Source organism: Sphingobium sp. TCM1 (assembly GCF_001650725.1).
Classification (GTDB): Bacteria; Pseudomonadota; Alphaproteobacteria; order Sphingomonadales; family Sphingomonadaceae; genus Sphingobium.
The window spans coordinates 96,829-115,653 of the sequence record NZ_LXVX01000034.1 but is presented as its reverse complement, the minus strand read 5'-3'; the positions used below and the strand labels follow the sequence as shown (position 1 = coordinate 115,653).

The 18,825-nt window shown below is 63.9% G+C and carries 18 protein-coding genes, 1 tRNA gene and 1 other annotated feature; of the genes, 11 read left to right on the top strand and 8 right to left on the bottom strand.

What is annotated here, in order from left to right; all coding sequences use genetic code 11:
- Positions 1 to 80: 80 nt before the first annotated feature.
- From A7Q26_RS17595 to phbB (A7Q26_RS17575), 5 genes are all read right to left on the bottom strand, one after another.
- The gene (locus A7Q26_RS17595) at positions 81 to 509 is read right to left on the bottom strand and encodes a hypothetical protein (RefSeq protein ID WP_025291812.1); all 429 of its coding nucleotides are present in this window, start codon (positions 507 to 509) and stop codon (positions 81 to 83) included.
- Positions 510 to 611: 102 nt separating this feature from the next.
- The gene (gene phbB / locus A7Q26_RS17590) at positions 612 to 1,340 is read right to left on the bottom strand and encodes an acetoacetyl-CoA reductase (protein ID WP_025291811.1); all 729 of its coding nucleotides are present in this window, start codon (positions 1,338 to 1,340) and stop codon (positions 612 to 614) included.
- Between the two features lie 141 nt (positions 1,341 to 1,481).
- The gene (lptB, locus tag A7Q26_RS17585) at positions 1,482 to 2,339 is read right to left on the bottom strand and encodes an LPS export ABC transporter ATP-binding protein (RefSeq protein ID WP_084439186.1); all 858 of its coding nucleotides are present in this window, start codon (positions 2,337 to 2,339) and stop codon (positions 1,482 to 1,484) included.
- An 80-nt stretch (positions 2,340 to 2,419) separates the two neighbouring features.
- A complete protein-coding gene (locus A7Q26_RS17580) occupies positions 2,420 to 3,604 on the bottom strand; it encodes an acetyl-CoA C-acetyltransferase (protein ID WP_025291809.1) in 1,185 nt (394 codons plus the stop codon).
- 24 nt (positions 3,605 to 3,628) lie between these two features.
- Positions 3,629 to 4,351: an acetoacetyl-CoA reductase gene (gene phbB / locus A7Q26_RS17575; RefSeq protein ID WP_025291808.1), complete on the bottom strand. Its 723-nt coding sequence runs from the start codon at positions 4,349 to 4,351 to the stop codon at positions 3,629 to 3,631.
- Between the two features lie 934 nt (positions 4,352 to 5,285).
- Between phbB (A7Q26_RS17575) and A7Q26_RS17570 the strand changes: the two genes are divergently transcribed.
- From A7Q26_RS17570 to A7Q26_RS17565, 3 genes are all read left to right on the top strand, one after another.
- Positions 5,286 to 6,500 (top strand): phospholipase A, encoded by a 1,215-nt coding sequence (locus A7Q26_RS17570; RefSeq protein ID WP_066862141.1) that lies wholly within the window; start codon positions 5,286 to 5,288, stop codon positions 6,498 to 6,500.
- A gap of 132 nt (positions 6,501 to 6,632) precedes the next feature.
- Positions 6,633 to 6,779, top strand: coding sequence for a hypothetical protein (locus A7Q26_RS25300; RefSeq protein ID WP_198162970.1), 147 nt, complete (start codon positions 6,633 to 6,635; stop codon positions 6,777 to 6,779).
- A gap of 61 nt (positions 6,780 to 6,840) precedes the next feature.
- Entirely contained in the window at positions 6,841 to 7,068 is a 228-nt protein-coding gene (locus A7Q26_RS17565) for a hypothetical protein (RefSeq protein WP_025291806.1), read from the top strand.
- A 319-nt stretch (positions 7,069 to 7,387) separates the two neighbouring features.
- On the opposite strand, the gene A7Q26_RS17560 is transcribed toward A7Q26_RS17565, so the two are convergent.
- Positions 7,388 to 8,616, bottom strand: a protein-coding gene (locus tag A7Q26_RS17560; RefSeq protein WP_443018169.1) for an IS3 family transposase whose coding sequence is annotated in 2 segments (ribosomal slippage) — positions 7,388 to 8,328 and positions 8,328 to 8,616 — 1,230 coding nt in all. Because the reading frame shifts where the segments join, the coding sequence is not laid out codon by codon here.
- Positions 8,221 to 8,335, bottom strand: a sequence feature (AL1L pseudoknot). It overlaps the preceding gene by 115 nt.
- 52 nt (positions 8,617 to 8,668) lie before the next feature.
- On the opposite strand from A7Q26_RS17560, the gene A7Q26_RS17550 reads away from it, so the two are divergent.
- From A7Q26_RS17550 to A7Q26_RS17530, 5 genes are all read left to right on the top strand, one after another.
- On the top strand, positions 8,669 to 9,247 hold the full coding sequence (locus A7Q26_RS17550; RefSeq protein WP_066862132.1) for a response regulator transcription factor: 579 nt from the start codon (positions 8,669 to 8,671) through the stop codon (positions 9,245 to 9,247).
- A gap of 139 nt (positions 9,248 to 9,386) precedes the next feature.
- The gene (locus tag A7Q26_RS17545) at positions 9,387 to 9,638 is read left to right on the top strand and encodes a hypothetical protein (RefSeq protein WP_066862129.1); all 252 of its coding nucleotides are present in this window, start codon (positions 9,387 to 9,389) and stop codon (positions 9,636 to 9,638) included.
- Positions 9,639 to 9,653: 15 nt separating this feature from the next.
- Positions 9,654 to 9,902, top strand: coding sequence for a YdcH family protein (locus A7Q26_RS17540; RefSeq protein WP_025291803.1), 249 nt, complete (start codon positions 9,654 to 9,656; stop codon positions 9,900 to 9,902).
- A complete protein-coding gene (locus A7Q26_RS17535; RefSeq protein ID WP_025291802.1) occupies positions 9,902 to 10,240 on the top strand; it encodes a TraR/DksA family transcriptional regulator in 339 nt (112 codons plus the stop codon). Before A7Q26_RS17540 ends, A7Q26_RS17535 begins: the two co-directional genes overlap by 1 nt.
- Before the next feature lie 10 nt (positions 10,241 to 10,250).
- On the top strand, positions 10,251 to 11,312 hold the full coding sequence (locus A7Q26_RS17530; protein WP_025291801.1) for an AI-2E family transporter: 1,062 nt from the start codon (positions 10,251 to 10,253) through the stop codon (positions 11,310 to 11,312).
- Between the two features lie 7 nt (positions 11,313 to 11,319).
- Here the strand turns inward: A7Q26_RS17530 and A7Q26_RS17525 are convergent, their stop codons facing one another.
- The gene (locus tag A7Q26_RS17525; RefSeq protein WP_066862126.1) at positions 11,320 to 13,908 is read right to left on the bottom strand and encodes a cation-translocating P-type ATPase; all 2,589 of its coding nucleotides are present in this window, start codon (positions 13,906 to 13,908) and stop codon (positions 11,320 to 11,322) included.
- A gap of 276 nt (positions 13,909 to 14,184) precedes the next feature.
- Between A7Q26_RS17525 and A7Q26_RS17520 the strand changes: the two genes are divergently transcribed.
- The 3 genes from A7Q26_RS17520 to A7Q26_RS17510 all read left to right on the top strand — a co-directional run bounded on the left by A7Q26_RS17520 (position 14,185) and on the right by A7Q26_RS17510 (position 17,369).
- Entirely contained in the window at positions 14,185 to 15,462 is a 1,278-nt protein-coding gene (locus A7Q26_RS17520) for an MgtC/SapB family protein (protein WP_025291799.1), read from the top strand.
- 21 nt (positions 15,463 to 15,483) lie between these two features.
- On the top strand, positions 15,484 to 16,083 hold the full coding sequence (locus A7Q26_RS17515) for a hypothetical protein (RefSeq protein WP_066862124.1): 600 nt from the start codon (positions 15,484 to 15,486) through the stop codon (positions 16,081 to 16,083).
- 1,211 nt (positions 16,084 to 17,294) lie between these two features.
- A tRNA-Asn gene (locus tag A7Q26_RS17510) sits at positions 17,295 to 17,369 on the top strand.
- Positions 17,370 to 17,502: 133 nt separating this feature from the next.
- Here A7Q26_RS17510 and A7Q26_RS17505 read toward each other — a convergent pair.
- Positions 17,503 to 18,816: an SPOR domain-containing protein gene (locus tag A7Q26_RS17505; protein ID WP_066862120.1), complete on the bottom strand. Its 1,314-nt coding sequence runs from the start codon at positions 18,814 to 18,816 to the stop codon at positions 17,503 to 17,505.
- Between the last annotated feature and the right edge of the window lie 9 nt (positions 18,817 to 18,825).

Genomic DNA, 18,825 nt, shown 5'->3' with positions numbered 1-18,825 from the left:
AATGTTCCTGGTGGAGTTCAGATAGACGGCTCCCGCCCAGAAGGCCGGGCGGGAGCCGTGTTCGCCGTGAGTTGCGGCCCTCAGGCTGTCGCGGACGCTTTTGCAGGCGCGGGCGCCGGCGGCGGCACGTTTGCTTTCTCGGGCTTGGCCACCGGTGCCGAAGGCTGGAACCACGTCCGGAAGCTATCGGTCAGTTCCTGCGGACCGGTCGCCTGCGAGAGCAGGTCTTTCCAGCTCCCCTGCCATGCCTCGACGGCCGCCTTGATCTTGCTCATCGAGGCCTCCCGGCTCTTTTCCATCTCGCCAAGCAGGCTCGTGAAGCCGTCGCTCCGGAAGGCAGGAACGGTTCCTGGCTTCAACTCTTTCAACTGATCGACGAACAGTGTCGTCGCCTTGCTGCCGATCTGCGCATAGTCCTCGCCCCCGGTCCGGGCGATCTCGGCGAATTTGAGGACGAGCTCGCCATTGGCCCTGGCAAGCGCGGTGATCTGATCGAGGGGATAGGTCATGGGTCAGGTCCTTTTAAAATCCAGGTGGGGCAAAAGCAGTTTCGGTCGCGATGCTGCGCTGCGATATGAGGGATTATCCGTATGCGTGACGGCAGATGCGGCTCAGCCGTTGGCGATATATTGCCCGCCGTTGATGGTGAGCACCGAGCCCGTGCAGAAGGCCGCCTTTGGCGAGGCGAGATAGGAGACCGCTTGCGCGATCTCGTCGGGATCGCCGAGACGGCCGACCGGAATGCCGGCGATGATCCCGGCGCGCACCTCCTCCCGAACCGCCGCAACCATGTCCGTGTCGACATAGCCGGGACAGACGGCGTTGACGGTGATGCCGCGGGCGGCATTTTCCTGGGCCAGAGCCTTGGTGAAGCCGATCACGCCCGCTTTCGCCGCGGAATAATTGACCTGCCCCACCTGGCCCTTCTGGCCGTTGATCGACGAGATGTTGATGATCCGGCCGAAACGGCGCTCGCGCATCCCCTCGATGATCGCGCGGGTCATGGTGAACATCGAATCGAGATTGGTCGCCAGCACGGCGCGCCAACTGTCCCAGTTCATCTTGTGGAAGACCCCGTCGCGGGTGATGCCCGCATTGTTGACGAGGATGGACACCGGCCCAAGCCGCTCCTCGACCTGGGCCACGCCGTTCCGGCAGGCATCCTCGTCCGCAACGTCCCACTTGAACACCGCTATGCCAGTGTCCTGCCCGAACCGGGCAGCCGCAGCATCGTCTCCATAGTAGACGGCCGCTACCTCATAGCCTTCCGATTTCAGGGATCTGGCAATGGCCGCGCCGATCCCGCGCGTGCCACCGGTTACGAGTGCGATATGCGTCATGATCGTTAGGTTCCGTTTCGGCTGAAGGTACGCCGCGCCGTTTCCTTCAAAGCTCCTCCCCCGGACAATGCGTAGCTATACTTAGCAGTACTATTGCCGCCCCCCGGGCGATCCCTGGATCAAGTCAAGACCCATGAAGGATCACTGTTCATAGGCCTCGCCAAGGTAAAGTCTGCGCACGGCGGGATTGTGGAGCATGGAGTCGGGCGCACCCTCGAACAGCACCCTCCCCTCATGGATGACATAGGCCCGATCAATCAGTTCGAGCATTTCGTGGACATTATGGTCGGTTATAAGGATGCCGACGCCATGCTCCTTGAGGTCGCGCACCATCAGCTTGATATCGATGATCGACAAGGGGTCGATGCCGGTAAAGGGCTCGTCCAGCAACATGACGGCCGGCTTTGCGGCCATCGCCCGAGCAATCTCGGTGCGGCGGCGTTCCCCGCCTGACAAAGCCGGAGCCGGCGTATCGCGGACATGGGCAATACCGAACTCGGCGAGCAGTTCATCGAGGCGCGCGGCGATCACCACGGGATCGTGCGCGCGGCACTCGAGCACCGCGGTGATATTCTCCGCCACCGTCATTCCCCGAAAGATCGACGGCTCCTGCGGAAGATAGCCCAGGCCTTGTGCCGCGCGCCTGTCCATCGGCAGCGCCGTCACATCCGCTCCGCCAAGCAGGATCATGCCGGCATCGACGCTCGTCAGACCCATGATCGCATAGAAGCAGATGGTCTTTCCGGCGCCGTTGGGACCAAGCAGCCCCACGATCTCCCCCGGTTTAACGTTGAGCGAGACGCCGTGGAGAACCTTTCGGGCGCCGAACGATTTTTCGATCCCGAGAACCGAGAGTCCTTCGGTCACAAGGGCGGAACTCGGCAATTGGCCCGGTCGACCGGGCACCTGATCGCCATCCTTGTGAACAGACGTGCCGCCGTCGGCGGCTTCCCGGTTCCCTTGTGAGAATGGGTCTTTCGAAAAATTCTCGTTGAGCATGAGCGCGCGGCCCCTTGTCGGTCGCAATCGGGCCAGAGCGGCGTCGATCCAAGATCGATCGCCGCCCCAGGTCTCTTCGCTCAGGAGACGGCCTCAAGGGCAAGGGCCACGCCCTGTCCGCCACCGATGCAAAGCGTGACGAGCCCTCGCCTGAGCCCATCCCGCCGCATCGAATGAAGCAGCCGCGTGGTCAGCGCCGCGCCGGTCGCGCCGATCGGATGGCCATGGGCGATCGCCCCGCCTTCGACATTGACGATGTCCTCCGGCAACCCGAGTTCGCGGATGACGGCGATGGCGATCGCGGCGAACGCCTCGTTGATTTCGACCCGTTCGAGGTCCGATACCGACCAACCCGCGCGGGTGAGCGCCTGGCGCACGGCCGGCACCGGACCCAGCCCGAACAGGCCTGGCTCCACTGCGCCCACGCCGAACGCGACCAGACGCCCCAGGGGAGGGACACCATGCTGGTGCGCCCAGCCCTCGCTCGCGACGATCATCGCCGCAGCGCCCGTATTGAGGCCGGGGGCGTTGCCCGCCGTGATGGTGCCTTCCGGACGGAAGGCCGGTTTGAGGTAGGCGAGGCTTTCGAGCGTGGCATCCGGCCGGTTCTGCTCGTCCCGGGAAAAGATGGTCGGCCCCTTTCGTCCTGGAATTTCGACCGCCACGATCTCGCTGTCGAACTTGCCGGCCGCCTGTGCCGTACTGAACCGTTGCTGCGAGCGCACTGCCCAAGCGTCCTGGGCCTCGCGCGAGATCTGGAATTTCGTGACGAGGTCCTCGGTCACCCAGCCCGAATGCTGGTCGACGAACGCATCGTTGAGACCGTCATGGAGCATGCTGTCGAACAGCTTGCCGTCTCCCATCCGGTAGCCCCAGCGGCCCTTCTCGATGAGGTAGGGCGCCTGGTCCATATTCTCCATCCCGCCCGCGACGGCGGCATTCGTCAGGCCCAGCATGATCTCCTGCGCGGCGGTGGCGATCGCCTGGGCTCCGGAGCCGCAGACCCGGTTGACCGTCATCGCCGGCACGGCCTCGGGAATGCCGCCACCGATCGCCGCCTGCCGCGCCGGGTTCATCTTCGCCCCGGCCTGCACCACCTGGCCCATAACGACGGTATCGATCGCATCGCCGGTTACGCCGGCGCGCTTCAATGTCTCCGCGATGGCGATACTCCCGAGTTTCGGCGCGGCCATGTCCTTGAGGGTTCCGCCATAGCTGCCGATGGCGGTGCGCACGGGTGCGCAAAGAACAACATTCGTAGTCATGATCTTTTCCTTCCGTCAGCCTCTTCAGGCCATGTATTTGCCGCCGTTGATCGACAGCGTAGCGCCGGAGACGAAGCCGGCCTCGTCCTCGACCAGGAACAGGACGCCGCGCGCGATCTCGTCGGGCGTGCCGAGGCGCCCGACGGGAACAGCGGCCAGAACGCCTTTCATCGCCTCCGCCGATACCGCGGCGACCATCGCCGTGTCGGTATAGCCCGGCGCAATCACATTGACGGTGACGTTGCGCGCCGCGCTCTCGAGCGCGAGCGCCTTGGTGAAGCCGATCACCCCGGCCTTGGCGGCGGCATAATTGGTCTGGCCGAACTGCCCCGACAGCGCGTTGACTGAACTCACATTGACGATCCGACCGAAGCGCCGCTCGCGCATGCCCTCGATCACTGCGCGGCACATGTTGAAGCAGCCGCCCAGATCGATGTCGATCACGCTGCGCCACTGCTCCTCGCTCATCTTGTGGAGCGTGCCGTCGCGCGTGATGCCGGCGTTGTTGACGAGGATATCGACCGGGCCGACTTCCGCGACGACCTTGGCTACACCGGCCTGGCTCGCGGCGAAATCGCCGACGTTCCAATCATAGACGGGAATGCCCGTATCGTCATGAAAGGCCTGGGCTTCGGCCTCATTGCCGAAATAATTGGCGACGACGGTATAGCCGTGCGCCTTGAGGAGACGTGCGGTCGCGGCGCCGATGCCGCTTACGCCGCCGGTGATGAGCGCTATACGGGACATAGAAATTTCCTTGCTGCTGGTGCTGGTTGAAAGTGGGCGGGAGAGGTGGTCGCTACGCGAGATAGCCGCCATCGACGGGATAGTAGGCGACCGCCATGAAGGAGACGGAATCCGGGGCTCCGATCGCGATCTCGCCTTTGAAGTCGAACATCCGGTATCTCCAGAGCACATGAAAGCCACCGCCCAAACGGGCATCGCCAAGCCCATCCGGCGCCTCTCCCCGGTGTTTTGGATTCCCGATCACGACGGGATATGCAGATCGTGTGCATCGCCGGAGCACCACGCCGCCATCGGGAACTATACTTATGCATATGGATCGGCGCGCGAGCCGATCCTTCTCCCTTACTGGAAAGCGTGAGAATGGGGCCCGACTGGAGCGGCAGGATCGCTCACAAATCGGGTGACGGAGCACAGATCCTTTGTCCGGCAGGCAAAGATCCGCTGATGGCGGGGGTTGCGCCTTATCTCTCCCCTGCGTTACGCTTCTATGTGGTTAACGACTCTGCGGAAATGACATGCGTAGTATAAGAACAAAGTAATAGCTTGATATTCTATGGTATAATGGCGGTAGTTTGGGAGGAGGATGTTGGGCCAGACCGTGTGATTGCGTAGTGCGCATTTCTCGTTGCGAAGCCATGGAAGGGCATGTCCGATTGGAGATGAAAAACATGAACCCATCCACCGCCATCTCGCCTTCAGGCTCGCCGGCCAGCGTTGCAAAGACATTCGATTATCCCGCAGCCCTGGTGGCCGCCCCGTTCGTTTCGGCGCCTTCATGCGCGGCACACTTCCAGATCTTCTCCGACCGGGCACTTCACCTCGCCCTCCCACCGGGCAGGCAACCGCGGCTAGAGGCCGGGATCGCGTGCGAATATACACCGTCGTTCTTTTATCCGGTCCGCAATGCTGGCGGCAGCGGTCGGTACCTGCACGCATGACAGTTCGACCGCTCTCCTGGCTCATGGCGGGCATATCGATCCTCGTCGCCTCGACTGCCCATGCTGCCTCCCCGATCGAAATCCTGATCGGCGATGCCGGCCAACGCGACCCGGACGGCGCCATTCTGGTCGATCTGCGATTGCTCAATGGGGGCAACGTTCCGCAAACGCTATCCTTGCCCGACCGCATCGAAGCACGGATCGGAACGTCAGCGTCTGTCAGGACCGTCTGGATCGAACGCGCCGCGAACATCCCGGCCAGCCTGACCGTGCCGCCTGGCGGATTTATGCGGGCGCGCTATCGTTTTCGCGCCCCTGCCGACCTGGTACCGGACGGCGCGGTGCTTTCCATTCCGGCATGGAGTTCGCAGCAGATCACCGTTGCATTGCGGAACGCGACGCAAGTGGCGCAGGCGGTGCCCGCTCCACAGGCACCGTTCATTCCAGAGCGAAAAGCCGCGCCTCCGCCGGCCGACCGTTCGGCTGGCAATGCCTTTCTCGTCAATCTTTCGGCCTATGAGCCGATCTACGCCGTCTACGGGCCCGGCACCGACAGCGAGGCAAGAATCCAGATCAGCTTCAAATACCAGCTGTTCGGATCGAGACGGGTCGACGGGCTGCCGCGGTCCTGGCGCGATGGGTTGCACTTCGCCTATAGCCAGCGGATGTTCTGGGATCTGGGCGGCAACTCTTCGCCGTTCCGCAATGTCGATTATCAGCCCGAACTCTTCTATCTTACCCCTTCCGCCACTTTGTCGAACGGCATCTCTTTGAGCGCGCAGGGCGGTATCCGGCATGAATCGAATGGGCGCGACGGCTCGGCGTCGCGCAGCATCAACAGCATCTATGTCGCGCCGACGGCCGCGATCCCGCTCGGCGGAGACTATCGCCTCTCCATTGCGCCGCGCCTGTCCCTTTTCGTCGGCGACAAGTCAGACAATCCAGATATCCGCCGCTATCGCGGCATCACAGGGCTTTTCGTCGAGATCGGCAAGGATGAAGGACTGCGCCTCTCGACCTCCACCCGGTTCAACTTTTCGAGCGGCAAGGGTGCGCTTAGCGCCGATCTCTCCTATCCACTGCCGCGCCTGCTGGGGGGCGGCCCGGATTTATATCTCTTCGGGCAGAGTTTCACGGGCTATGGCGAGAACCTGCTCGATTATGATCGGCGGATGACCCGGTTCAGAATAGGTGTAGCGCTCGTACGTTAACGGTGATCGATGCCGGAACCGAGATAGCGGTTCGAGGCCGCTGGGGATTTCATCCATCGGATCCTCGATGAGCAGAACGCCGGGCCGAGCCCGCTCCAAGCGCAGAATGGTGGCGATTATAATGACGTGCAGGTGCTGAAGCCTGAGTCTGGCGGCGCTGCCGATCATGCGCTCCATCAGCGCAATCCGGCCTTCATCTCCAACACCTGGATGGGCATCGTGGGAGATTATGCACCGCAGCACCTAGCGCCGACCTCCCGTGATGAGGAGAGCACATGACGGCTGCGTCGCCTTTTCCAGTCCCGATCGACCGCTTATTCTTTTACAAGGATGTTTTCTCATGACCGCCATCGTCGTCTTCCTCTCTACGCCGATCGACGCTGACAAGCTTGCCGAATATGGCCAGAAGGCCCTCGCGACGGTGGCCACGCACGGTGGTGCGGCGCCTGGGCTCGGTCCGCTTTTCGGGCTCAGCAACGGTGCCGCGTACACGCATGGCGCCATTTTCTCTTTGCCGACCATGCGGCCGCGACCGGTTGGTACGAAAGTTCCACTTATCAGGTGCTGATCGCCCTCTGCGGCGAGGCGATGCACTGCTCGATCGACATCGTCGGATGATCCGACAAGCCGCCGTTTCTCGCCAACGGCGGATGCATCGGCGGCAAGGAGCGGGCCTTGCTCACTCGAACTCATGCGTATTTTCCCGGCGAGTGTCCGTAGCATTGCGTATGACATGCCCACAGTCCTTTTCGTAGGGTTGGAGTGGAAAGGCGGGACGGTGAACAAACTATCGGCGCCTGTGGGAACTCCCACAATCTACTGTATTGGCAGCGACCCGTACCCTGAAGTGAACCGCCCCGGCTTTCCCGGAGGCATTTTCATTTGAGTCATGCAACCATATCGAGGGTCTTGTTGGCTGCATAGTAGTTGGCTTCGGCTTCGGCTGGCGGGATGTGTCCGATGGGGCCGAACAGACGATGATTGTTGAACCAGTCCACCCAGTGCAGCGTTGCCATTTCCACAGCCGATACGCCCGCCCATGAGCGCTGTCGCCAGATGACTTCGGCCTTGTAGAGGCCGTTGATGGTCTCGGCCAAGGCGTTGTCATAGCTGTCGCCGACGCTGCCGACCGAGGGCACCAGATTGGCCTCTGCCAGGCGTTGGGTGTAGTTCATGGCAAGGTATTGGGTGCCCCTGTCGCTATGGTGGATCAGGCCATCGTCAGCACTTGGCCTGCGGGCATGGATCGCCTGCTCCAGGGCATCCAGCACGAAGCTCGCCGTGGCGCTGGTGCTGACCTTCCAGCCCACGATCCGGCGTGCGAAGGCATCGATCACGAAGGCGACGTAGACGAACCCGGCCCAGGTATGGACGTAAGTGAAGTCGACCACCCACAGGGCATTGGGCCGGCTGACCTTGAACTCGCGGTTGACCTTGTCCAGCGGACACGGGGCCTTCGGGTTGCTGATGGTCGTCACCGTCGTCTTGCCTCTGCGCACGCCTGCTAGGCCCATGGCGCGCATCAGCCGCTCCACGGTGCACTTGGCCACCTTGATCCCTTCACGGCGCATCTGGTGCCAGACCTTGCGGGCACCATAGAGACCGAAGCTGCTCTCGTGGACGCGCTTGATCGCCGCGCGCATCTCGTCGTCGCGCCGGGCACGGGCGGGGCGCCTGCCGGGATCGGCAAGGCGGGCAACATGCTCGTGGTAGGAAGACGGGGCGATCGCCAGTTCCCGGCAGATCGGCTCGATACCCAGTTCTTCCCGGTGAGCGTCGATGAACGACATCACCATTTGCCGTGGCGGTCGAGCTCCGCCTGCGCAAAATATGCCGAGGCTTTTCGCAGGATCTCGTTCGCCCGGCGCAGTTCCTTGACCTCGCGCTCCAGTGCCTTGACCCGATCACGTTCACTGACAGCCTGCGCCGCTGGCCCCGCTCGTCGGCTCGCCTCCTCACGGCACCAGCGGCGCAGCGTCTCGGTCGTGCAGCCGACCTTCCCGGCTATCGAGGTCATCGCCGCCCACTCCGATGGGTAGTCCCCTCGATGCTCCTCGACCATCCGCACCGCACGGTCACGAAACTCAGGCGAAAACTTGTTCCTTGTAGCGCTCATCGTGGCTCCTTCTCACAGATAGGAGCCTCCGGAAAAGCCGGGACGGTTCAAAGTGAAGTCGGCGCTGAACGATGGTGCCTCTCGTTGCTTTGCCACCCTTGACGCCTTTCTTTTGGCTTCGGCGCGGTTGGCACCGGGTATCGTCCTACTCGACGCCGACAACCTTCAGGATGATGTACCCGGTGCCATCGCTGCCCTTCGCACGCGCGGGTCGGTGCAAGCTGTTCTGCTCTCGAAAGCGGCGCCCGACTTCGCGTTTGGTGTCGCCGCCATTCGGGCCGGCGCGGTCGATATTCTTGAAAAGCCGCTGTCCGAACAGCGCCTTCTGGCGGCAATCCGATTGGCGACGAGCAGGCCCAGACCGCGCACGCCGACAACCATTGCCAGAAACATCGATCGGCTGACCGCCCGGGAACGTGAAGTTGTGGCCTGGCTGCTGTACGGGCTTACCAACAAGGAAATCGGGCGAGAGCTGGAAATCAGCCACAGAACGGTCGAAATCCATCGCGCGCGGCTGATGCGGAAGCTTGCGGTGCCGAGCCTTCCCGCATTGATCGACGTCGTCCTCGCACAGCGCGACAAGCTGCCCGATGTCGGGATCGCACGACCCTCGCACGCGCCAGGGGCATAGCCCTACCGGGCCACGGCAGGATGCTGGCTCGGCATGGAAGCCTCTCTCTACAAATGCGACCTTCGATCAGCTCCTGCGGGAATTCACGTAGCGACACCCCCCTCGCGTGACGCCATCCTCTGGTCGAAGGAGGCCCGTCATGGATGATCCCGAGATTTCCTACCTGCTGCGTCGCTGCTGCTCACATCGGGCACTGGCCCGCGTCACGGCCTGTCCCGAAGCCCATTACGTTCATCAGGACTTCGTCAGGCGCTACCAACATCGGTTGCTGGCCGTGCGGCGCGCGCGCGATGACACCGCCGGCATGTCAGGAGCGGCTGGCGGCATGATGTCGCCGCTCGACGCGTTGGCGCAGCAGCCCCCGAGCGGCAACTTTATGCACGTCCAATGATCGATCGGAGAGAAGATGAGTGAACTTGGCCACGACCTACATGCCCTGTTTCCCGCGCAGCGGGAAATCCTTCACGCCCTGAAACTGGAGAGCGCACATTACCGCTTCCTGGCCGATCGCCACCATGAGTTGGCCCAGCAGATCTCTCGGATCGAAGGCGGACTGGACGCCGCTTCCGATGATCGGCTCGAAGACCTGAAAAAGCAGCGCCTGACCCTGCTCGATGAGGTCGCGGAGATGATCGCGGACAGACAGGACGTGTGATGCCGGATGTCGATCTCATACGCCGGCGTCTCACCGATCAGCTCTCCGAGCTGAGCGCCCAGGTCGGCCGCATCGAGGATGAGCAGGGCCAGCCTCTCGATGATGATTTCGAAGAGCAGGCGATCGCCCGCGAAGACGATGAAGCACTTGATGCCGTCGAGCGGTCGGCGCTGACGGAAATAGCCCTGACGCGACGGGCGCTCGCAAGGCTGGACTCGGGCGCCTATGGCCTGTGCACCATGTGCGGGGAGCTGATCGCGCCGACACGGCTCGAGGCGCTGCCCGCCGCCGCACAGTGCATCCGATGTGCAAGCGCGGCGGCGCACGACAGGGCCTGACGGACCGCGTATGCGCCGCCTCGAGGACACGAGCTTTGCTGTGCTCATCCTGGCCGTGTCGCTGGCCTTTGCGTGGATCGTGCAGCCGCTGTTCGGCGCCATTCTCTGGGGCGTCATCGCGTCGATCCTCTTCGCGCCTCTCAACGATCGCCTGCTGCGTGCGATGCCGACGCGGAACAACCTTGCCGCTCTGCTGACGCTGCTCGTGATCATGGCGATGGTGATCCTCCCCGCCATCCTGCTTTCTGCGTTCCTGCTTCAGGAGGTGGCGGGCGTCTACGCGCGAATGCAAAGCGGCGAGGCTGATCCCGGCGCCTACTTCCTCCGGTTCCAGGCACATCTGCCGCAATGGCTGAAGTCGCTGTTGTCAGGGTTGGGCCTGAGCGATTTCGAGACCGTCCGGACCAAATTGACCGCCGGGATCGCCGCCAGCTTCCAGACCCTGACGGCGCGAGCATTCAGCATCGGCCAGAGCGCCTTCGGCTTCGTCGTCGCCCTGGGCGTCATGCTCTACCTGACTTTCTTTCTGTTGCGCGACGGCAAGCAGGTAGCTGCCCGGGTTGAAACGGCCATTCCGCTCGATCCGGACCAACGCGCCGCACTGCTCGCGAAATTCGCCGCCGTCATTCGGGCGACGATCAGGGGCAGCCTCGTGGTTGCGGTCATCCAGGGTGCCATCGGCGGGATCGTCTTCTGGGCGCTGGGCATCCATAGCGCCTTGCTTTGGGGCGTACTGATGGCGTTTCTGTCGCTGCTGCCGGCGATCGGGACAGGCATCGTCTGGGCGCCGGTCGCCGTCTATCTGCTCGTGACCGGCGCGGTCTGGGAAGGCGTCATTCTGATCCTGTGCGGCCTGTTCGTGATCGGCCTCGTGGACAATCTCCTGCGTCCGATCCTGGTGGGACGGGACGCGCGCATGCCCGATTATGTCGTGCTGATCTCCACCCTCGGCGGTCTGCAAGTACTCGGCTTCAACGGGCTCGTGATCGGTCCGGTGGCGGCGGCCTTGTTCATCGCTGCATGGGATATCTTCGCACATTCGCGGCTCCAGCCTGAACCGGGTGCATCATAGACACGTGTCACGTCCGCGCCTGCCGTGCAAAGCGTGAGGCCCGCCGCAACTGGACCATCTTGCTCGCCTCGAGCAGAATCAGGAGCAGCGCTGCTGACCCCATGGTGATCGCGACGTCGGGGCCGTGGAGCGGACCGAATTTGAGCAGGCTCCGCAGCGCGGGAACAGTCATGACGACGGCCGCGACGGCAACCACCGCGCCCAGGACGTAGCGCAGGGCCGCATTGCCCCGGACCAGCGCGTGAAGGAGCGATGTGTCGAACGATCGATTGACCAGGATCAGCACGAGGATCACGCCGATCAGCGAGAAGAAGGTCAGCGCGCGCGCATCAGCTTCCGCCATACCGGCGTAGCTCGACGCCAGAAATATTGTGGCGAGCAGCGCAAAGCCCAACCCACCCTGGAACACGCTCCAGCCGATCATGCGCAGCGAGAAGAGCCGTTCCTCGGGGTGACGCGGCTTACGGTTCATCAGATCCTGCTCCTCGCGCTCGGCCTCGAAGACGAGCGCGCAGACAGGATCGATGATCATCTCGAGCAATGCGATATGGATTGGGCCGAACAGGATGGGTAGGCCTGAGGCGAGCGGCAGCAGCGCCAGGCCTGCGATTGGCACATGGACGGCGAAGATGAACGCCATCGCCTTGCGGATATTGTCGTAGATGCGCCGCCCGAGCCGCACCGCCTTGACGATCGACCCGAAATCATCGTCGAGCAGGACGATCGCCGAGGCTTCCCGTGCAACATCGGTGCCGCGCTTGCCCATCGCGATGCCGATATGCGCGGCCTTGAGCGACGGGGCGTCATTGACCCCGTCGCCTGTCATCGCGACGATTTCGCCCTCCGCCTTATACGCCGTCACGATCCGCAGTTTCTGTTCGGGCATGATCCGCGCGAAAACGGTCACCGTCTTCAGCCGTTCGGCAAGGGCCGCGTCGTCCAGGGCAGCGAGGTCGGTCCCGGTCAGCACGTCGCCGTCCATGATTCCGGCCTGCGTCGCGATAGTCCGCGCGGTCGCCGCATAATCGCCGGTGATCATCACGACCTTGATCCCGGCGCTGCGGCATTCGGCGACGGCGGCCGGCACGCTGGCGCGCAAGGGATCGGCGAGGCCGATCAGACCGATCAGGGCAAAATCATAGTTCTGCTGAGACTCCGGCAAGGCGCTCCCAGGGCTGGTCGATGCCGTTGCGACACCGAGCACCCGCATGCCCCGCTGCGCCATGGTGTCGACCGCGGTCTCCAGACGAGATCGCTCGGCCGACGACAGATGACAGAGCGCAGCGATCGCCTCCGGCGCGCCCTTGGCCGCCACCGTGCAGGCTGCCTCGGGGTCGGAGGTTTCCCAGACATTCGTCATCGCCAGCAGTTCGGGACGCAGCCCGTAGCTATGGGCCAGACTTAACCCGGCACGGCGCTTGGCCAGTTCGGGAATGGCCGCGCCCGTCTGGTGAAAGGCGACCTCCATCGGATCGACCGGCACCGGCGCGCTTGCGAGGATGCTTGCATCCAGCAACTCGTGAAAGCGAGGTGACAGCACGGTCATGCCATCGACGGCGCCGATCTCGCCCGACGCGAGCCACAGCTCCGTCACCGCCATCCGGTTCTCGGTCAAGGTCCCCGTCTTGTCGGTGCACAATATGGTCGCGGAACCCAACGTTTCGATGGCGGCCGCCCGGCGCGTGAGAACCCCGGCTTGGGCGATGCGCCATGCCCCCATCGCGAGGAAGATCGTGAGGACCACCGGGAACTCCTCCGGCAGCATGGACATGCCGATCGCGATTCCCGCGAGCAGAGCGTCGATCCATCCTCCGCGCAGGAGCCCGAAGAGCAGGACGACAAGGAGGGCGACGAAGCCGCCGCCGATCGCGCAGAGCCGGACGATCCGGGCGGTTTCCCGGCGTAGGCGCGGCGGCTCGGCATCGAGCGTCGAGAGCGACTGGCCGATCTTGCCGATCTCGCTGCGCGGACCGGTCGCGATCGCCAGCGCCAGCCCCGAGCCGCGGGTGATGAGCGAGCCCGAATAGACGAGCGGCTGATCCTCCCCGCCCGGCCGTCGCTGCAGCAACTCCTCGCCCTGAAGCGCCGGCTGCTTGCGGACCGGTACAGACTCGCCGGTAAGCAGCGATTCGTCGGCCTGAAGATCGTCCGCCGAGACCAGCATCGCGTCGGCGGCGACCCTGTCGCCCTGCTCAAGGACGAGCAGATCGCCTTCGACTACCTCGCGCCCGGCAATGCGGATGCGGGTTCCGTCGCGTATTACCAGGGCACGCGGCGCCGACAGGTCGCGCAACGCTTCGAGAACATGCTCGGTGCGGCTTTCCTGGATCACCGTGATGCCGATCGAAAAGGTCGCGAAGCCGAGGAGGATGAGCGCTTCGCCGAGGTCGCCCAGCAGCATATAGGCGACGCCGCCGGCGAGCAGCAGCGCCAGCATCGGCTCCCGGACAACTTCAGCGAGAATATGCGGCACCGTGCGTCGCCCTGTTCTTGGCAGTTCGTTCGGTCCCTGGGCATCAAAGCGTCGCCGGGCCTCCGTCGCGGTCAGCCCGGACCGGGATGGCGCGGTAGGTCGCTGGTCGGTGGCCGTCGGCATCCATCGTCTTCCTGTTCGAAGTGCGCGACGTCCTGCGTCGCCTCCCTGTTCCGGGCCATTCTGGCGTAGGCCGACTACCGACACATTACGGGTACTTACGGATTTCGGTGATCGTCATTCCTGTTGTCCTATTGTGCCAGCCAAGATTGGCACCGTGGCCTTGGTGCTACCCGCAGCCAATGGATATTTGCATTTTCGTCGGGTCATACGGTGGCATCGAGTTGCCCTTGGACGACGTTGCATTCAGAACCGAGGATATAAGTGACGGCGTTTGAGATGGATTTTGCGGCGGCCGGGGGTGTTACTACCATAGCCGGCATCGCGCTGGCGCTGGCCCTTGGCCTGCTCATCGGCGTCCAGCGTGGCTGGACCTTGCGCCATGAACCGGCCGGCTCCCGCTTCGCGGGCATCCGGACCTTCGGGCTGCTGGGGCTGGCCGGCGGCGTCGCGGGCGCCCTTCGGTCGATCGAGCCCGGCGTGGCGATCATCCTGATCGCGTCGGCGGCCATGCTGGTCCTGATGGGATATGCGCAGGCGGCATGGCGTGGCGGACCGGTCAGCGGAACAGCGAGCCTTGCCGGGCTGCTGACGCTCGGCTGCGGGTTCCTCGCGACCGCCCCGCAGGAACGCCTCGCCACGATCGTCGCTGTCGTGATGACGCTGGTGCTTGCGCTCCGTTCGCAGCTTCACGGTTGGATCGGGCGGCTAAGCGAGGTCGAGGTAAGCGCGATCGCCCGTTTCGCACTGATCTCGCTCGCCATCCTGCCACTCCTGCCTGACCGCGCTTATGGTCCCTACGATGCCTGGAATCCGCGGCAATTGTGGATGGTGGTCGTCCTCGTGTCGGGATTTTCCTTCGCCGGCTATGTGGCCAGCAAGCGCCTCGGCGCCTCGCGCGGGACACTTGCGACGGCAGCTGCCGGCGCCATGGTCTCGTCCACGGCGGTTACCGCCGCCTTGGCGACGCGCCTGCGCGACGGTGCGGAAAATGGTCCTATTCTCATCGCGGGAATCACCACCGCCTCCGTCGTCATGCTGGTCCGCGTGCTGGTGCTGGTGGGCGTGCTGGCGCCTTACGCGCTACCGGCGCTTGCGCTGCTGGTCGCGCCCGCGGCGCTGATCAGCGCCCTCGCCACGGGCTGGCATCTCCGGGCGGCGGCGCAACTGCCCTCATCGTCCAGCCAGGAAGTTCCGGTTCGCAACCCGTTCAACCTTGCGCCGGCGCTCAGCCTCATGGCGCTGGTGATGGTTCTGTCGTTGGCGTCGCGCTGGGTACTCGATCGGTTTGGCGACGCCGGCTTGGCCACGGTTCTCGCCTTGTCGGGGATGGTGGATGTCGATTCCGCCATCATCACGATGGGTGGGTTGCCAAAGGGCGTGCTCGACGGACGAACGGCGGGCCTCATTCTGGCCGCCCCGGTCATTCTCAACACCCTCGTCAAGGCCGGAGCCACGGTCAGCCTGGCCGGAAAACATCGGGGCTGGTCCGCCGCCATGGCCCTGATTGCGAGCGTCGCAGCCAGCTTGCTGATGCTGCCCATCATCTTGCACTGATCGATCGGGGACGAACAGCTTATGCTGGAAAATGCGATATCGGATCGTCGCGGGCGCCATGGCGGCAGTGATCTGATCGGTAAGCGTGCGGAACGTCTCGGCGAGCGGATTGGGGTTGCTCGGATCGGTCGCCGCGATGTGCGCCGCCGCCGCTCGGTAATGCCCCTTGCGCAGGTCCATATAGCTGAGCCAACCATGCGCTTCAGCTGCCTGTTTGCCCGCCAGCAGCGGTTGCAGATGCGCCCGCGCCTTCGCCTCATCGCCGAACGCCACAGCGGTGGCGCCAATCGCGAGCGAATCCTTTGCGGTTCCAGCGGTGATGCGGTCCCGCAGGGTGAACCAGTCGTGCTTTTCGTAGAGCGCGGCGTCATCCTGATGAACCGGCGCTTGGGCGATTGCGACCGCCGAAGCGACAGCCAGAAGCAGCAGTGCGGATTTCATGCGGCAAGCTTATGGAAGATGGTCGGATTCGCAACACGGTTGATCACGTACCGGCCATTTGCCCGCAAGCGGCTTACGAGCCGTTTTTGTCTTCTGATCGATCAGGACTGCCTGTTGCCATCAGCTTGGCGGCTTGTCGGTGCAGTGATTCGAAACGCCGCCTTCACGCATCCGGCATAGAATGTTCATGATTGAGCGTGAACTGCCATGTTGCTGCGGGTGTCGAAACCGGAACGGTTTTTACACAGCGTGAGTGACGGCTTTCGGCATCGCTCGACACGAAAGCCGACCGAGAACTAACCACCCGATCCTAGCCGTTCCACATCAGATCGACCGTGATGGTCCGCCTCAGGCGGAATTCAAACTGACCCACTGCCCGCAATCTCAATCCGTCGCGTGGCAACCTGGCGATTCGGGCCGAGTCGGTGCCTCAGAACGCGACCATTCTTTCGGGAGAGTGAGAAAAGCAGGCTCTGACTGTGCGCCTAACGTCCGGATTCTGCTTCCCTACGCCAACTTCTGCCGAAACGGCACTTCAGTGCCCTCCCTGTTGCGGGCTGAATCGCGATCGGGCATTCAGGTATCGGATCAATCGGCGGCTGGATGTGCCACACGCTCTTCGGAGTGCTGAACTGCCACGCCTCGTATCTCTATCAGATTGTTAGAGGGAATTGCTCCGCCTGGCAGAGTTTCAGGTGACAGCAATCACGCTGATTGAATGATCACATTCCCCCTTCAGCAGTGGCATTGTATGCAAAAATGCGTGACCGATCATCCGCTCACGCAGAAAAGTCAGTCTTTCACAACCTTCTTCCTAGATCGCGCAGCCCGGTATCGGCCGAAGCCGACCTTCACCAGCAATCCCTCGACACACATACGGGAAAGATAGCAGCGGTGAACGCCGATATCGGTGAGGTCCTTTGTACGAACCTCACCCTTTTCTCGAGCGAGAGCGACAGCCCGCTCTCTCAAAGAAGGCTTCGGACCGCCAGCAAGTCTAATGCGCTCCGCACGGTCACGCTCTCTCTTTCGGATTCCATGTGTCGGCTCCCGTGGAGACGAGAGAGGCGCATCGGAAGCAAATGCGTCAGATTTAACCGGTTGCCAGATCGAAGAGGTTCTTGCCGAAGCGCGATACCGTGATATGGTTTTTCTTGCTTCATCCGATACGAATAGCAAAATTGTTTTAGACGTATCCTGAAATGGGAGCCACATTTGCCTCAGCCCCGGCGCTGACGCCCTTCCCCCACAGCATCGACCCTTCGCATCCCAGGCCGCGAATCCACCGCGATTCCCCGGTTCGATTTTTTGCGCCCCCGCGCATTCCAGGCCCTTGCCATTTTGCCCGGGCCGATGCATAGGCGCGGCCTGCCCGGCGCGAGCCGGGCCGCTCCCCGATAGCTCAGCGGTAGAGCATTCGACTGTTAATCGAATGGCCGTAGGTTCGAATCCTACTCGGGGAGCCAGTTTTTCCACCATCGTAACAGCCATTTGATCGCGCGCCGTCGCGTGCGCCCACTCCCGTGCATGGACAAGAAAAAGCGCGCGAAGCCCTTCGGCCCCGCGCGCATCAAGTCTGCTTGGGAGGGGGAGGTAAAGTCAGCGCGACGCGTATTGCCGCCCGCGCGCCGCGACGGCCCAGCGCTGCGGCGTCGCGCCCGGCGCCGTTTCACGCACGAAGCACTGGCCCCGCTGCGACCGGATCATGCGGCACGCCGTCATCGCGTCGGTGCGGCTGGCAAAGCCGCTGACCGCCAGCCGGTGATAGAGCTTGCCGTTGACCGTCGCCTGGCTGGTCAGGACCGGGAAGGCGGCGAGCGACGCGCTGCGCCCCGCCATCCCCATCCATTTTTCCTTGGCGATGGCCGCGCTGTCATAGGCGCCCAGCTGGACGACCCAGTTGCTGGCATGGCCCGCGGGCTTGAGGAAGGCTGCCTTCTGCATCCGCGCCACCGGCGCCGACGCGACCGCGCGCTGGGCCAGGCGCGGCTTGCGGCCATGCTCCTCGACGATGAAGGCGCGACGGGCGAGCTGGACCGGCGGCGCGACGGACGCAGCGTCCGCGACCTGCACCGGCGCATCCTGGACCGGCGCGGCTTCGACCATGGCAACCGGCTCCGCCGCGACCTCTGCGACCGGCGCCGCCGCCGTCTCGATCGGCGCGGCTGCGGGCGCGGCAAGCGCCAGCATGGCCGGCTGCCCCTGGTCGGCGCCGTCGATCGTCACGCCCATCAGCGCGGCGACGCGCTGCGGCGCCAGTGACGGCTCGGCAATCTGCGCCCAGTCCGAAATCCGCTTGTTGGCATCCAGCGGGTCGAGGTCCATGCCGACCAGCAGTCGCGCATCCTTCCACCGCCCGGCCAGCGCATAGGCATAGGCCAGATTCTGTCGGGTCCGGGCGCTCGCCGACGGATCATGAATCGCTTCGGACAGGATGCGGACGCCCAGCGGCGCGTCACCCGCCATCGCCATCGCCAGGCCATAATCGGACGCGGGCACCGTGTCCGCATTGGCGGCCAGCAGGCTGCGCGCGGCGTCGGGCCGGCCCTGCGCCACCTGCACCAGCGCCAGGCTGACGATGGTGCGCGCGTCTGTGCTACCCAGCGCCAGCGCGTCGGACAGCGCCGTCTCGGCCGATCCGAACCGACCGGCCAGCACATAGGCGCGGCCGAGCAGCTGCCGATATTCGGCATTTTGCGGGGCGATCCGGACCGCGGCCTCTGCCGCCTCCACCGCCCTGCGCGCATCGCGGTCGGCCAGCGCCTTGCCGGCGGTCGCGGCCAGCCTGGCCGGATCGCCCTTGGCAGGCGCGATGGAGGTCGAGGGACGGAACGCCGCCCCGGTGCATCCCACCATCGTCGTGGCGACCATCAGCGAAGCCAGCGCCGCCTTTCCGAAAGCCTTGCGGTTCATATGCCTGTC

What these genes read in the sequence shown, in the direction of transcription:
- A7Q26_RS17595 (WP_025291812.1), bottom strand. Translation starts at nt 509, where the DNA reads ATGACCTATCCCCTCGATCAGATCACCGCGCTTGCCAGGGCCAATGGC.
- phbB (WP_025291811.1), bottom strand. Translation starts at nt 1,340, where the DNA reads ATGACGCATATCGCACTCGTAACCGGTGGCACGCGCGGGATCGGCGCG.
- lptB (WP_084439186.1), bottom strand. Translation starts at nt 2,339, where the DNA reads ATGCTCAACGAGAATTTTTCGAAAGACCCATTCTCACAAGGGAACCGG.
- A7Q26_RS17580 (WP_025291809.1), bottom strand. Translation starts at nt 3,604, where the DNA reads ATGACTACGAATGTTGTTCTTTGCGCACCCGTGCGCACCGCCATCGGC.
- phbB (WP_025291808.1), bottom strand. Translation starts at nt 4,351, where the DNA reads ATGTCCCGTATAGCGCTCATCACCGGCGGCGTAAGCGGCATCGGCGCC.
- A7Q26_RS17570 (WP_066862141.1), top strand. Translation starts at nt 5,286, where the DNA reads ATGACAGTTCGACCGCTCTCCTGGCTCATGGCGGGCATATCGATCCTC.
- A7Q26_RS17565 (WP_025291806.1), top strand. Translation starts at nt 6,841, where the DNA reads ATGACCGCCATCGTCGTCTTCCTCTCTACGCCGATCGACGCTGACAAG.
- A7Q26_RS17545 (WP_066862129.1), top strand. Translation starts at nt 9,387, where the DNA reads ATGGATGATCCCGAGATTTCCTACCTGCTGCGTCGCTGCTGCTCACAT.
- A7Q26_RS17540 (WP_025291803.1), top strand. Translation starts at nt 9,654, where the DNA reads ATGAGTGAACTTGGCCACGACCTACATGCCCTGTTTCCCGCGCAGCGG.
- A7Q26_RS17535 (WP_025291802.1), top strand. Translation starts at nt 9,902, where the DNA reads ATGCCGGATGTCGATCTCATACGCCGGCGTCTCACCGATCAGCTCTCC.
- A7Q26_RS17530 (WP_025291801.1), top strand. Translation starts at nt 10,251, where the DNA reads ATGCGCCGCCTCGAGGACACGAGCTTTGCTGTGCTCATCCTGGCCGTG.
- A7Q26_RS17525 (WP_066862126.1), bottom strand. Translation starts at nt 13,908, where the DNA reads ATGCCGACGGCCACCGACCAGCGACCTACCGCGCCATCCCGGTCCGGG.
- A7Q26_RS17520 (WP_025291799.1), top strand. Translation starts at nt 14,185, where the DNA reads ATGGATTTTGCGGCGGCCGGGGGTGTTACTACCATAGCCGGCATCGCG.
- A7Q26_RS17515 (WP_066862124.1), top strand. Translation starts at nt 15,484, where the DNA reads ATGCTGGAAAATGCGATATCGGATCGTCGCGGGCGCCATGGCGGCAGT.
- A7Q26_RS17505 (WP_066862120.1), bottom strand. Translation starts at nt 18,816, where the DNA reads ATGAACCGCAAGGCTTTCGGAAAGGCGGCGCTGGCTTCGCTGATGGTC.